General features: G+C 39.3%; 11 protein-coding genes. 10 read left to right on the top strand and 1 reads right to left on the bottom strand.

Features of this window, described 5'->3' with window-relative positions:
- The first annotated feature begins 45 nt into the window (after positions 1–45).
- The 9 genes from EL17_RS11905 to EL17_RS11865 all read left to right on the top strand — a co-directional run bounded on the left by EL17_RS11905 (position 46) and on the right by EL17_RS11865 (position 12,159).
- Complete coding sequence (locus EL17_RS11905) at positions 46–1,323, top strand: glycosyltransferase family protein (RefSeq protein WP_035074252.1); 1,278 nt, start codon at positions 46–48, stop codon at positions 1,321–1,323.
- Complete coding sequence (locus tag EL17_RS11900) at positions 1,323–2,468, top strand: hypothetical protein (protein WP_035074249.1); 1,146 nt, start codon at positions 1,323–1,325, stop codon at positions 2,466–2,468. Before EL17_RS11905 ends, EL17_RS11900 begins: the two co-directional genes overlap by 1 nt.
- Positions 2,449–3,597: a glycosyltransferase family 4 protein gene (locus tag EL17_RS11895; protein WP_035074247.1), complete on the top strand. Its 1,149-nt coding sequence runs from the start codon at positions 2,449–2,451 to the stop codon at positions 3,595–3,597. Before EL17_RS11900 ends, EL17_RS11895 begins: the two co-directional genes overlap by 20 nt.
- Before the next feature lie 151 nt (positions 3,598–3,748).
- A complete protein-coding gene (locus tag EL17_RS11890) occupies positions 3,749–5,296 on the top strand; it encodes a glycoside hydrolase domain-containing protein (protein WP_035074246.1) in 1,548 nt (515 codons plus the stop codon).
- Positions 5,289–6,395, top strand: a complete 1,107-nt coding sequence (locus EL17_RS11885) for a DUF1972 domain-containing protein (RefSeq protein WP_035074244.1) — start codon at positions 5,289–5,291, stop codon at positions 6,393–6,395. Before EL17_RS11890 ends, EL17_RS11885 begins: the two co-directional genes overlap by 8 nt.
- Positions 6,396–6,411: 16 nt before the next feature.
- Entirely contained in the window at positions 6,412–7,707 is a 1,296-nt protein-coding gene (locus EL17_RS11880) for a nucleotide sugar dehydrogenase (RefSeq protein WP_035074242.1), read from the top strand.
- 255 nt (positions 7,708–7,962) lie between these two features.
- Complete coding sequence (locus EL17_RS11875; protein ID WP_035074240.1) at positions 7,963–8,661, top strand: hypothetical protein; 699 nt, start codon at positions 7,963–7,965, stop codon at positions 8,659–8,661.
- Positions 8,662–8,900: 239 nt separating this feature from the next.
- Positions 8,901–9,716 carry a polysaccharide biosynthesis/export family protein gene (locus tag EL17_RS11870; protein WP_084166202.1) on the top strand — a complete coding sequence of 272 codons (816 nt, stop codon included), beginning with the start codon at positions 8,901–8,903 and terminating at the stop codon, positions 9,714–9,716.
- A 4-nt stretch (positions 9,717–9,720) separates the two neighbouring features.
- Positions 9,721–12,159 (top strand): GumC family protein, encoded by a 2,439-nt coding sequence (locus EL17_RS11865; RefSeq protein WP_035074238.1) that lies wholly within the window; start codon positions 9,721–9,723, stop codon positions 12,157–12,159.
- Positions 12,160–12,251: 92 nt separating this feature from the next.
- On the opposite strand, the gene EL17_RS11860 is transcribed toward EL17_RS11865, so the two are convergent.
- A complete protein-coding gene (locus tag EL17_RS11860; RefSeq protein ID WP_035074237.1) occupies positions 12,252–12,440 on the bottom strand; it encodes a hypothetical protein in 189 nt (62 codons plus the stop codon).
- Positions 12,441–12,780: 340 nt separating this feature from the next.
- Between EL17_RS11860 and wecB the strand changes: the two genes are divergently transcribed.
- Positions 12,781–13,875, top strand: coding sequence for a non-hydrolyzing UDP-N-acetylglucosamine 2-epimerase (gene wecB / locus EL17_RS11855; RefSeq protein WP_035074235.1), 1,095 nt, complete (start codon positions 12,781–12,783; stop codon positions 13,873–13,875).
- Positions 13,876–14,138: the final 263 nt, after the last annotated feature.

Below are 14,138 nucleotides of genomic sequence, written 5' to 3'. Positions count from 1 at the left end.
TCTTATTGGTGTGATCCATTAAGTTATTGGATTGTTCAGCATATAATGAAAAAAAACATAATTATCTCTTTCTATTTTGAACCATGTACCCTTACGCCTTCACAACGTATAACTTATTGGGCTAAAAATTTCCATAAGCTTGGTTATTATCCCACAATTATCACCCGAGAATGGAAAGCTGATATCAAATCCCATTTTGATACTAAAAAAGCTATAGGCCATAAGGTAAGGCATGAAAGACATGAGCATTTTGAAGTGTTTTATTTACCCTTTCATCCCGGAATATTAGATAGGGCTTATTATCATTGGGGAGAAACAGCTTTAAGGCCTTTATTCTTTTTGGTAAAATTGATAGATGTTATTCTTGCTGGTATTACCTTAAGATTTACTTCGTACTCAAATTTTTTCCCATTTCTTACTCAACTTTGTATGAATGAGAAATATAACCATCTCATAGTCTCTGGTGAACCTTTTTACTTATTCAAAATAGGATACTATGCCCATAAACTATTTAAGCTAAAATGGATTGCTGATTACCGTGATGATTGGAGTACCAATGAACTTCAGAGAAAAAAAGGCAATGGATTTTTAAGAAAATTGATTTTTAATATAGAATCTTTTTATGAAAAAAGATGGGTTAGCACTGCAGACCATATTATTTCTGTCTCACCCCAATACACCAATAGGATATCTAATTTTTTAAATGTGCCTGGTATCACCATCGAAAATGGATTTGAAGAATCGTTATTGGCATTTTCCAGACCACCATTATTTGATAATTTTACTATTGTGTATAGTGGAACGGTATATCCTTCTCAAAATATAGAAATTATATTAGACACTTTAAAAGTAAGTAAAGACCGAGGCAAACCTTTCCAACTTGTGTTTTTAGGTTCGGGGTTTGATATTAAAGAAAAAAAGCGGATTGAAGGACTTATCCATCCTTCAATCCAACAATATGTAAAAGTTACTGAAAGACTGACACGTGCAGACGCTATCAAATTCTTGCTTAAAGCCCATGCTGTACTGGGAATTTCTTATGGCAATCTAAAAGGTATTCCTTCCAGTAAACTATATGAATATATAGGACTGAAAAAACCGGTATTATTATGCCCTACAGACAATGATATCATGGAAATAATTCTCAGCGAAGTAAATTTAGGTTTTTTTGCCACGGATAAGGAAAGTTGTTTTCAAGAAATAGAAAGGATTAGGTCTCTCTATATCGATGCCACTATAGAAGACCTTGAGGAGTCTGCGGTTAATAAAATAACTAAATATTCCAGATTCATACAAATGGCCAAGATTAAAGACGTGGTTTGATGGTGGATATTAATCATAAATATTTACATCCCATATCCGGGGGTGTTGTAATGGATTACAACAAGTTTATTTTTGATAAGATAATTGCGGTTTTTTTATTTGGATTTATGGTCAATGGTTTGGGCCTTCCCATTGATAAGCTTTTTTTATTTGTTTTTCTACTTTACCTTGTTTTTGTTACTGTTTTTCAGCTTAGTATAAATGCCTTTAATCTATCTATACTTTGTTTTTGGGTACTTCTTGCCTTTTCTTCTAGCATTTTTAATTTAACCTTTAAACCCATGATTTTTTACCCTGTGGTGGGGATATTTTTCATTTTTGTTATAGTGAAAATACAATGGATTAGAACATTTCATCAAACCCTCTTTATTTATATATTATTAAGCTGTATTTTAGGCATACTGGCTTACATCAATGGACCTAATTTGGCCGTGACTAGCATGGCTGATAAAGGACTACCTTTCATTTTACCTTTTAAAGGCTTTGCTTCCACCGTTCAGACTTTTGGTACGCTTTGTATTCTTTGGATAGTTTTAAATTTTGAATTGGTTAAAAAAAAGTTTGGCTTCCAATTTTTCATAGTGATGATAAGCCTGTTTTTGACTTTTAATAGGTCTTCCTTTCTTTTTTTATTTATAATTCTCTCAGTGTATAGTAGAAAATTTTTTTTTATTTCAGCTTTCTTTCTTCTAATAGGTATAGTTGTTTTCTACGAACAACTATACGCTTTTATTTTTAATATGGGAACTATTCAGTCTAGATCGGAATTACTTCAAGGTTTTTATTTATCATTTTGGAATAATAATACATTTTTTGGATACCTATTAGGCAAAGGTGATAATTTTTATGCTCCTGAAATTGTAAGTCGTGTAAAATGGGATCATAGACCGGATATAGAAAATGGCTATGCCATGCTACTGCATACTTATGGGTTTTTGGGACTTTTTGGATATATTGTATCTTCATTTCTTTTGTTAATTTATACTTTTTTTATTAGCAAAGCTTATAAACTTTCCATAGTACTTTTCTTCTACTTATTTGTTACCCAGTTTTTTACACAGGAATTTGTAACAAACGTTTTTTATCTTTTTATCGCTTCCATACTGACCGTTATACAATATAAAAATGAGAATATTAGTAATTAATGCTACCACCGATCTTTATGGGGCCAATAGAATTCTATCTTTGGCACTAAAGACATTTCCTTCAGAAAGTAGAATCCAATTATTGCTGCCTGAACTTAAGGGTCCATTAGTTGCTTTTATAGAGAAAAATAATCCGGGTGTAATTATGGTGGAATGTCCCAGTCTACCTGTTATCCAAAGAAAAATGTTTTCCATTTCCGGAGGACTGCAGGCCATTAAGTTGGTCAAAGATTTCTATAGATTTTTAAAGTACGAACATCAAAAGGAGCCTATTGATCTGTTGTACGTCAATACTTTAAGTAATTTTTTAGTTTTGCCGATTGCTAGTCGGCTGAAGATCAAAACTCTTGTCCATGTCCATGAGATTTTAGAATCCCCTAAAATAGTCAGTCAAATTATCAATAAGTATTCTCTAAAATGGGCAACTTCCATTTTGGCTGTATCACATGCGGTAAAAGATAATCTTCTTAAAGCAGGTTCATCATTTGAGGATAAAATAAAAGTTATTCATAATGGGATCCCTGATCTTTTTAGTCCTGATACTACATTCAAGAATGACCCTGATAAATGTACCATTACCTTAATTGCCAGAATTAAACCAGAAAAAGGAATATGGTATTTTTTGGAAGCATTAGACTTGATTAAAGATAAATCGTCTGTACGCGTGAGAATAATAGGAGGACCTGCGCCGTTTGGTGAAAAGTATGTCAATAAATTAATACAAGATATCACTAAAAGTGTCATTGAAATACAGTACATCCCCTTTACTACAGAAGTCAGTAAATATCTTAATGCTACGGATATTTTAGTCGTTCCATCCATCATGAAAGATCCTTTTCCCACTACAGTATTGGAAGGCATGTGTTGTGCTAAAGCCGTTGTGGCAACAGATACCGGAGGAGCAGCGGAGGCTATCGTCCATGGGCAATCAGGTCTCTTGATTAAAAATGATGATACCCATCGCTTTGCTCTGGAGCTGGATAATTTAATTGCTGATGCTTCGGAACGGAAAAGGTTGGGCGTTAATGCTAGAGAGAAATATATGAAAAATTTTTCTATTTCTTCTTATCATAATAGAATGTCTCAGTTTGTAAATATCCAACTTCATTCCATCCAGGAAAAGGTTTGAAACAAGATTATTGTTTTAGTTATATTATTAAATTTAATGGTTAGATATTTGTATCCAGAAAGGGTTATTTAACTTAAAACAAATTAATGTGAAAACTTTATTGCGATTCTTATTGCTTTTTATCTGTATAATTTCTGTTCGTTGCCAAACTATGGCCCAGCAGCCTTTAAGTGTAGGGTTTACATCCATATACGATTTTGATGATTTTCTTCCAGAAGGATCTAAACATAGCGCTTGGAGAGGAGAGATGTTATTAATGGTGCTAAAGATAGAGTCAGAGGCAAACCAGGATATTGAATTGGATATAAATAATACAAATGATAGAATTAATATAGAAAGCTTCAATCTGGCCTATGTTTTGGCTGATTACGCTGCTGGTTTTTGTGGAACAGAAAAGGCGGAAGGTAAATTTAAACAGGCGAGGGTTCCTGATAGGGCTGTTAAAATATCTGAGAATAAATTCAGATCTGATAGTACAACCAGTTTTGTTTTATTGAAAGTAGAAATTGAGGAATCGATGAGAAGAGGCAACATTCCCATTTCAGTAAATATCAAGCAAAATAATAGAGAAGCAGAGGTTACTGCAAACATTCAAGTGATCAATAGAAAACTTCCTGCAATATCGAACATGGATTTTAAACTAGATTTTTGGCAATTTCCAATGTCAATTGCTGATTTTTATAATCTTGATCCGTGGTCAGAAGAGCACTATCGACATCTAGAAGTGATGTTTGAACAATTGAATGAAATTAATCAAAAAGTGGTTACAGCCACTGTATTTTGGGACCCTTATAACTCTCAAGTAAGAGATCCCACGCAAATGATGATTCAGGTCAAAAGAGATCAAGAAGGGAACTATGTTTACGACTATAGTAACTTTGAAAAATATGTAGAGTTGGCCTTCTCCAAAGGGGTAGATGAGCATATTTCCTTACATAATTTGTATCCCTGGAACAATAACTTTTTTTATTTGGACGAAACTACCGGACAGGTGGTAACTATTTCTACTGTACCCAATACTCCTGTACACCATGACTTTTGGAGACCTTTTTTAGAAGATTTTCAAGTTTATTTAACTGACAAGGGATGGCTGGATAAAGTTATGTTTTATGTAGATGAGAGAGATGTAGACATTACTATAGAATTAGCGAAATTTATTCACAGTATAAACCCTGACTTTAAACTGGGGTATGCAGGTGCATTTCACGCCAAACTTTCCCCTTATATATTCGATTATTCTATCCCCTCTAATGTGGTTATGGATGCTCAAATTTTAAAGGATAGGCAACTGCAGGGAAAACATACGACATTTTATACGGCTTGTTTTGACAAAGGAGCTAATATGCTCATGACTTCTAGCAATGTGGATACCTATTACTTAATGATGTTGGCCAATGTAAAGGGGTACAATGGAAAATTAAGGTGGGCCTATAATCAATGGTCTTCTAATATTAGGGAAAATGCTATATACGCTCATGTGCCATCAGGGGATGCGCACTTTGTATACCCAGACAATCAGCCGTCACTTAGATATTTTTTAATATTAGATGCCTTAGAAGAAGTGTCAAAGGCCAAAAACAGAAGCCGAAAATCAAAAACACAAAGATTACTGGATAGGCATTTAGATCCGGCCCTTATAAGATCTGAAGAGCAAAGAAGTGAATTGGTTAAAAGTATGAACAGGAATTTAAATGAGTAAAAAGAAATTAGCCATTATAGGAATTGTTGGCGTCCCGGCCAATTATGGTGGTTTTGAAACTTTGGTAGAAAACCTGTTGGATCTCTTGCCTGCGCATTTTGATGTGACAGTATTTTGTGAAGCGGATGGTTATAGCAATAAAATTAGCAAATATAAGGGAGCTGAGCTTGTATATTTAAATCTAAAGGCCAATGGTATTCAAAGTATTGCCTATGATATGTTATCTCTGTTTACATCTTTTAGGAAAAACGATTATCTGTTGGTATTAGGCGTTTCAGGTGCTATAGCGCTTCCTATTATAAAGAAATCGTTTAAAGGAAGAATAATTACCAATATTGACGGACTGGAATGGAAAAGAGATAAATGGAATTTCTTTGCCAAAAAATTTTTAAAGATGTCGGAAAAGATAGCCGTAAATTATTCGGATACCGTCATTACAGATAATCTACATATCCAAAAACATGTAAATAAAGAATATCACAAAGAGTCGGTTTTTATAGCTTATGGTGGAGATCACGTTTCGGCTGTTAATAAGGATCTTTATTTAGATAAATATCCCTTTTTAGAACATAAATTTCTATTTACAGTATGTAGAATTGAGCCTGAAAATAACCTTATCATGCTTATAGAAGGTTTTTTAAAAGCCCAAAGTAAAGTGCCTTATGTTATTATCGGTAATTGGGAAGCCAGCAAATTTGGTCAGCATCTAATAGAAAAATATGGTAACGAAAGTAATATATATCTTTTGAATCCCATTTATGATACATTAGAGTTGAATGCTTTACGGTCTAATTGTTTTTATTACCTTCATGGCCATAGTGCCGGAGGTACCAATCCATCCTTGGTAGAGGCAATGTATTTGGGGCTTCCTATAATCTCATATGATGTAGCGTATAATAAGGCAAGCACCTCCGAACAAGCCATCTATTTCAGAGATCAGGTACAATTATCAACTATTATTTCTGAATTATTTAATAGTACGGAAAATAGTATTTTGATTAAAAGAGATGAATATGCCAAGAAAATGAAAGTGCTGGCAGAAAAAAATTATACTTGGAGATATATCAGCGATCAGTATATTCAAGCCATTAAAGGATAAATAAATAACTTATAAGATGCAAAATCATATTGCCGTCATAGGCCTTGGTTATGTGGGATTGCCACTAGCCGTAGAATTTTCAAAGAAGTTTTCAGTAATTGGCTTTGATATTAACATAAAGAGAGTGGGTGAACTGAATAAAGGAAACGACAGCACCATGGAAGTGGAAGATGAAAACCTTAAGTCCGTATTGGTTGATTCAGCCAATAAATTGGGAGAAGGAAGACATGGGCTTTACTGTACCACCGTGGTAGCAGATATAGCCGATGCCAATATCTACATCATAACTGTACCTACTCCTACTGATAAGCACAATAGGCCTGATCTGACCCCTCTGATCAAGTCTTCTAAATCAGTGGGGAAGGTATTAAAAAAAGGAGATATAGTCATCTACGAATCTACAGTTTATCCCGGTGTTACCGAGGAGGAATGCGTTCCTATTCTGGAAGAAGCTTCAGGATTAAAATTTAATGTCGATTTCTTTGCGGGTTATTCACCTGAAAGGATCAATCCAGGGGACAAAGAACACACCGTTACCAAGATTCTAAAGGTAACCTCTGGTTCCACACCAGAAGTCGCTGATAAGGTCGATGAGCTTTATCGCTCCATTATTGTAGCTGGTACACATAAGGCACCTTCCATTAAAGTAGCAGAAGCGGCTAAAGTCATTGAGAATGCCCAAAGGGATATCAACATCGCTTTTGTAAATGAGCTGGCCAAGATATTTACCAGGATGGGTATTGATACCCGGGAAGTATTGGAAGCGGCAGGTACCAAGTGGAATTTTCTAAACTTTTCTCCGGGACTTGTAGGAGGACATTGCATTGGGGTAGACCCCTATTATTTGGCCCAGCGGGCACAGGAATTTGGCTATCATCCTGAGATCATTCTGGCAGGAAGAAGACTAAATGATGGGATGGGTGCATTTGTGGCCAAAGAGGTAGTGAAGCTGATGCTTAAAAACAAAGTGACTGTATTAAATGCTAAAATCCTTATTTTAGGCTTTACTTTCAAAGAAAACTGTCCCGATGTGCGCAATACAAGGGTGATAGACATTTATCACGAACTGCTGGATTATGATGCTGATATCTGCGTGTATGATCCATGGGCCTCCAAAGAAGAAGTCGCACATGAGTATAACCTTAATATAGCAAACAATAAAGATCAGCTGGAGACCTATGATGCCATCATTTTGGCTGTGGCTCATAAGGAGTTTTATGAACTTGATATGGATAAATTGAGCAATAAAAATTCCGTTATATATGATATTAAAGGTTTTTTGCCCAAAGAAAAAGTAACAGCAAGGCTATAATAACCAATAATCATTAACCACCATAGATGAAGCAGGAGCCTACTAGGCTCCTGCTTCATTTACACCCTTTTTCAATGTTAAATAAAACTTATCAATTATCATTTATCAATTATTGATTGTATACATATAAAAGTTGTTTACCTATACAATAGTGGAACATATTACAACTTTTTCTGGCTTCTTTTCTTATAAACAACCTAATTATTATAGATTTTATCTAAATTTGGGCTTCCAAGCGAATAATATTAGGTAAATATGAATAAAATTTTAGGCGTAATCATTTTTCTTTATGCAGCGGTTCCCTTTGCGCAGGCGCAATATTCAAGAGATAATTTTACGGTAGCCGTAGGTCCGGCCATGCTTTATGGGGACAATGCCGGACGGTATAAAGAATTCCGCTTTGAAGTTTCTCCTGCCTTTAGTATCAGTTATAGCCGGGAAATGGCAGCGGAGTGGGACTTTCGGGCCACGGCTGGGGCACAGTTCATGGATGCGGGAGATTATGGCTTGCGTAACTTTGGCAATACCAACCGTTCTGCATTTGAAGACCAGGCCATCCATTTTACGGGCCAGGCGTTTTTCCTGGACCTGATGCCGGTATACCAGTTCAATCCTACTCCTCCGGGCTATGTGGGCTATGCCATTAACTATTATGCCGGTATGGGATTGGGATTTCTTTATTCCAGCAGAACTGAAGAGGTGCCCTTGCCCAGGGAGCGAGCTTCTGAACCCCTGCTGCTCCGAGAAGTAGAAAATAGCTCCACCACTTTGTACATTCCGATCCGAGCCGGGCTTAGTACCAACTTAGAGGGACTCTGGGACATTGGCGTAGAAGGTACCTTTATCACCGCCACTTCTTCTAATGTGGACGGTAACCGTATTAAAAATAAACTGATCCCTCTGGACATGATGCTGCAGATGCAGGTGACCATTAAAAGGTACCTAGGAAGATAGGTTTTTGGCAGCAAAAGCATTTTTTAATATAAAAAATATATTTTTATATATGGGAAAAAAAGCCATGCTATGAATTCTTTTTGATTATTCCTTAAAATCAAGGTATATATATTGTGAAATACGGAATGATATAGATTTTTTTATGGGTTTTTCACAAAAAAAACTTCTTAGATCTCAATGATTTTAGCTATGTTTGCTTGCTTTCTATCCTGTGTAAGCGACTTGAATATAATAAATCGATGAAGATATTTAACCTATTTTTGTGGTGCACGCTGATCGTCGCCTCAAGTTCCTGTGTGAGAAACAGTCAGATCATCTATCTCCAAAACCTCGAAGGCCTTCCTCCTATAGAAGATGGGGAACTCATTACCTATGATATTCCCGAGTATAAGCTTCAGTACAATGATATCATCGATGTCACCGTACAGACGGGTGATGATGAAGTTAATAAACGGTTTTCTAGTCAATCCGTTCGCATGCAAGGTGGCATGGCAGGTGGGCAGATGGCAAGTCAAGGAGGAGGGGATGTTTATTATATGACAGGGTATACGGTAAATCGAGAGGGGGAAATTAGATTGCCTATCCTAGGCAATATAAAAGTCCAGGATCTGACGATAGAACAAAGCCGGATTGCCATAGAAAATAAATTGAGAGAATACGCTACCAACGATGTTTTCGTTAAAGTAAAACTGGGAGGCATCCGCTACAGTGCTTTGGGAGAATTCAGGAGACCGGGTAAATTTGTGGTCCTGCAGGACAGGATGACTATTTTGGAGGCCATAGCCCATGCCGGGGACATGACCACCGTGGCCAAAAGGGATGAGGTGGTGCTGGTCAGACAGTATCCCGAGGGCACCCGGGTGTACCGGTTAAACCTCAATGACCGGAACATCATCCGTTCCCCCTTTTATTTCATTCAGCCCAATGACCAGATTTATGCCGAGCCGCTGAAGCAGCGGGAGTGGGGTACCGGTGAGAACGCCGCCCAGTCCCTTTCCATTGCCGTGACTTCGCTTACCGCCCTGATCGTTATTTTGAATTTCTTTACCCGTTAATAGTATGAATCAGCAACCCAATCATTCTCCTTATCAGGTCATAGAAGAAGAAGAGACCCTCGACCTACGTAAGTTACTCTTCAAATACCTGCGTTACTGGCCATATATACTGGTATCTGCCATCATAGGAGTAGCTGGTGCATTTGTGCTTACCAAATACATGACTTCGGTATATAAGATAGAGGCTACGGTTCTGATCTCTGATGACAAACCTTCATTGGGTGCGGACCTCTTTGACGGGGGAAATTTGTTTGCGCCCAAAAACAATATAGAAAATGAAATTGGGATACTGAAATCATTTAGCCTAGCGGAAGAAGCCATCGGATCCTTGGACATCAATGTTTCCTATTATGAAGATGACCTATTCAAAAAGAGACAGGTTTATGGCAATATTCCTGTATACGTGCAGGTAGACTGGACCCATCCACAGATGGTCGGGGGGCAGTGGAAGATAGAGGTATTGGATAATAAATCGTTCAACCTAAGCCTGGAAAAAGATGATTTTGCCTTATTCAATCCACAGGACCCTTTCTATAAAACAAAACTCGATCAGCTTAATTTTCAGGAAGGTACCTATCAGTTTGGTCAAATGATTGAAGGGGAACACTTCAAGTTTCAAATTGACAATACCTCCAGTTATCATGGGGAGACAATTTTTATTACGTTAATAGATACTCCTACTTTGGCGTTATCTTATAAAGAAAAAATCGATGTTACTCCTTTCAATAAGCAGGCTTCCTTATTGGCACTTAGTTTAGAAACCCCCCTAAGGAGACTTGGTCAGGACTATCTTAATAAACTAATGGAAGTATACCTAGAGCGGGAGCTGAAGATCAAAAACCAGGCTTCCGAAAATACCGTCAGGTTTATCGATCAGCAGCTGAGTGGTATTACTGATTCCTTGACCTTTTTCGAAAACAGGCTGCAAAAGTACCGTAGTGAAAACCGCATCTTTAACTTAAGTAAGGAGGGTACTATTATTTTCGAACGCTTAGAAGCTTTGGAAAGAGAACGAGGAGAGGCTGAACTTCGTATTAAATATTACCAAACCCTTCAGACCTACCTGAGCAATGAGCAGCTGAATGACTTGGTTGCTCCATCCGTCATTGGGATCCAAGATCCTTTGCTGAATTCATTAGTTATTAATTTGGCAGAGCTACAAAGTGAGCGGGTAAGACTGTCCGCTAACTTTTCAGATCAAACTCCTGCCGTTAGGGAAGTAAAAAGCAAAATTCAAAGTACCCGGCAGGCATTGTTAGAAAATGTCAACAGTGCTTTAAGTAATAATGAAAACCTCATGGCCCAGCTGAATCAGCGGGTCAGAAATGTGGAAAGGGACATTAATGCCCTGCCCGAAACAGAAAGAAACCTGTTGGGCATACAGCGGCAGTTTACCATCAATGAAAACATATACGTTTATCTTTTACAAAAAAGGGCTGAATCAGAGATTACCAAAGCTTCTAATATCCCAAATAATACTATATTGGATTATGCCCGAGCTGGTAATATTCCAGTTGCACCTAAGCGGACTTTAAATTTACTCGTTGGATTTATTTTAGGGTTTGTGATTCCAATAGTTATTATCGTTGGAAGAAATTTTCTAAAAGTCAAAGTAGAAGATCCTGAGGAACTGGAACACACCTTAAAAGTGCCACTGATCAGCATGATCGGAAGGAGCAGTTATTCGGATAAGAAAGTGGTCCTGACCAAACCCCGCTCCATGGTGACAGAATCTTTCCGTAACCTGCGGGCTGACATGGCCTACCTATTGCCCAACCATAAGGGATCGCTTACCCTTTCTTTTACCTCCGCCATTTCCGGGGAGGGCAAAACCTTTACTGCTTTTAATACCGCTTCGGTTTATTCTTTGATAGGAAAAAAAACCATCATCTTGGGTCTTGATCTTAGAAAACCCAGGATAGCCGATGACTTTGGATTGACCAATGATGTGGGGATGAGTACGGTACTCAGTTCGGCTACAGACTGGCGCACGGTGGTCAAACCTTCCGGGTTTCCTTACTGTGATATCTTATTGGCCGGACCTACTCCTCCCAATCCGGCAGAGCTCCTGATGCAGCCCAAATTTGCACAGGTGATGAAAGAAATACAGCAGGAATATGATGTGGTCATCATGGACTGCCCTCCGGTAGGCCTGGTTTCTGAAACCAAAGAGCTGTTTCAATATGCCGATATCAACCTGTTTGTGTTCAGACAGAATTATTCCCATAAAAATGCCGTGCAGGTCATCAATGACCTGAAGACCAAAGGAGGTATCAAGAAACTGTATGCCGTATTCAATGACGTATACATTGTCAATTCCTATGGGGATTATGGTAACTATGGTTACGGATATGGATATGGAAACGGCAAATCGTACGGATACCACGAAGAAGAAGAAAAAAAGCCCTGGTACAAATCGCTGCTCAGCAAAGCAAAAGATTAAAAGGGTATTTGTTATCGTTTCTTCCACCCTCACGTCTACCGGAACGGAGTGTAGTGGAGAGGTCTCTTATACGCATCTCCACCGATCGTACCCTAGACATTAGCGGAGAAGTCTCTCATCCGGATTAAATTCCATTGCTGAGATTTCTCCACTCCCTCCGGTCGGTCCAAAAGACGCCGTATAGAGGCTCCGTCCTCTCCATACTCCGTCACCTCGAAACTGGACCATGACCCTAAAGGGGTAGGGGTCAAACCCATCAATAGCCATGGGTAGCCACCCATGGTAAACAGGGATTCGTCATCCCTACGACCCTACAGGGGTCGACCTTACTCATTCGTCCCGTCTCCTCGGCCGCCAACACGCCGTCACGTCGACCGGAACGGAGTGTAGCGGAGAGGTCTCTTATACGGATTAAATCCCGTTACTGAGATTTCTCCGCTCCCTCCGTTCGGTGGAAAGTACGCTGTATAAGGGATCGACCTGAACATTTCATTCCTGTACCTCTCCACTGCCTTTCGTCCCTCCTCTCTCCAGGGACATCAATTCCCTTATATATTTATCGTTGCACTTGCCCCCATAGTCCTCTCAAAATAGTAACTTGCCATCCTAAGCCCCATTTATATGAAAATTGACCTCATAGCCGGTGCCAGGCCCAACTTTATGAAAATTTCCCCTATCATCGATGCCATCCGGCAGGCAAGTGATAGAGGCCATGACATTTCCTTCAGGTTGGTACATACCGGACAGCATTATGACCAAAACATGTCCGGTAGCTTTTTCGAAGCACTTAATATTCCCCCGCCGGATGTCAATCTCGGAGCAGGAGGGGGGTCCCAGGCAGAGCAGACGGCTGCCATCATGATCGGCTATGAAAAATTATTGTTGGAATCCAGATCGGACCTTTGCCTGGTGGTAGGAGATGTTACCTCCACCATGGCCTGTGCCATCAGCGCCCAGAAATTATCGGTGCCTGTGGCCCATGTGGAAGCGGGTATCCGCTCCGGGGACTGGACCATGCCGGAGGAGATCAATAGGATGGTGACCGATAGCATTACCAATTATTTTTTTACCACCACGGAAGCAGCAGACCAAAACCTGATCCGTTCGGGTGTGGGGGAGGAGCGGATCTTCAGGGTAGGCAATACCATGATCGATACCCTGCTCAAACACAGACCCCGCTTCAAACAGCCGGAGATATGGGAGCAAAAGGCACTGGATGTGGGCAAATACATCGTAATGACCCTTCACCGCCCTGCCAATGTAGACCAGGAGGAGAAACTAAGGGCACTGATCGAGCAGATCGTGGCCCATACCCAGGGGCTTCCCCTTATTTTTCCGGTGCATCCCCGTACCCGCAAGATTTTGGAAAACTTGGGGATTGTCCATGATGCCCTGCATATGATAGAGCCTTTGGGTTATCTGGAATTTAATTTTCTGGTAGAACGGGCCAAGGCCGTCGTGACCGATTCGGGAGGAATTACCGAGGAGGCCACCGTGATGGGCATTCCCTGCATGACCCTGCGGGACAATACGGAAAGGCCTGAAACCATTACTATGGGAACCAATGAGCTGTTGGGAAATGATCCGAAATCCATTTCACCTGCCATGGAAAAACTGTTTGCCGGAAATTGGAAGAAAGGGCAAGAAATCCCGCTTTGGGATGGGAAAACAGCCGAAAGGATTGTAAAACATATAATTGATATATTTAACATATAATATTTTATAATTCCATCTATCACCGATCCCTATAGGGTTGCCTGAAATTGTTTATAATGGTTTTTACCCTAGGCTATCAAGGAGTTCGACAGCTTCACTGTCCGGAATAGGCCCCTGTGCCGCGGTCTTATCCATATCTCCACCTGTCTATCCCCGACCCCGATAGGGGTCAAACCTTTCAATAGCCATGGGTAGCTACCCATGGGAAACAGGTATTCATCCTCCCCACGACCCTGGAGGGGTCGAACTTACCCACTAGTAAA

The organism is Anditalea andensis (assembly GCF_000714815.1).
Taxonomy (GTDB): domain Bacteria; phylum Bacteroidota; class Bacteroidia; order Cytophagales; family Cyclobacteriaceae; genus Anditalea; species Anditalea andensis.
The sequence above is the reverse complement of the archived record's forward strand: the minus strand, read 5'-3'. Positions and strand labels throughout refer to the sequence as shown.

Excerpts from the sequence above, each read along its gene's own strand:
- EL17_RS11905 (WP_035074252.1), top strand. The coding sequence starts at position 46 with ATGAAAAAAAACATAATTATCTCTTTCTATTTTGAACCATGTACCCTT.
- EL17_RS11900 (WP_035074249.1), top strand. The coding sequence starts at position 1,323 with ATGGTGGATATTAATCATAAATATTTACATCCCATATCCGGGGGTGTT.
- EL17_RS11895 (WP_035074247.1), top strand. The coding sequence starts at position 2,449 with ATGAGAATATTAGTAATTAATGCTACCACCGATCTTTATGGGGCCAAT.
- EL17_RS11890 (WP_035074246.1), top strand. The coding sequence starts at position 3,749 with ATGGCCCAGCAGCCTTTAAGTGTAGGGTTTACATCCATATACGATTTT.
- EL17_RS11885 (WP_035074244.1), top strand. The coding sequence starts at position 5,289 with ATGAGTAAAAAGAAATTAGCCATTATAGGAATTGTTGGCGTCCCGGCC.
- EL17_RS11880 (WP_035074242.1), top strand. The coding sequence starts at position 6,412 with ATGCAAAATCATATTGCCGTCATAGGCCTTGGTTATGTGGGATTGCCA.
- EL17_RS11875 (WP_035074240.1), top strand. The coding sequence starts at position 7,963 with ATGAATAAAATTTTAGGCGTAATCATTTTTCTTTATGCAGCGGTTCCC.
- EL17_RS11870 (WP_084166202.1), top strand. The coding sequence starts at position 8,901 with ATGAAGATATTTAACCTATTTTTGTGGTGCACGCTGATCGTCGCCTCA.
- EL17_RS11865 (WP_035074238.1), top strand. The coding sequence starts at position 9,721 with ATGAATCAGCAACCCAATCATTCTCCTTATCAGGTCATAGAAGAAGAA.
- EL17_RS11860 (WP_035074237.1), bottom strand. The coding sequence starts at position 12,440 with ATGGGTGGCTACCCATGGCTATTGATGGGTTTGACCCCTACCCCTTTA.
- wecB (WP_035074235.1), top strand. The coding sequence starts at position 12,781 with ATGAAAATTGACCTCATAGCCGGTGCCAGGCCCAACTTTATGAAAATT.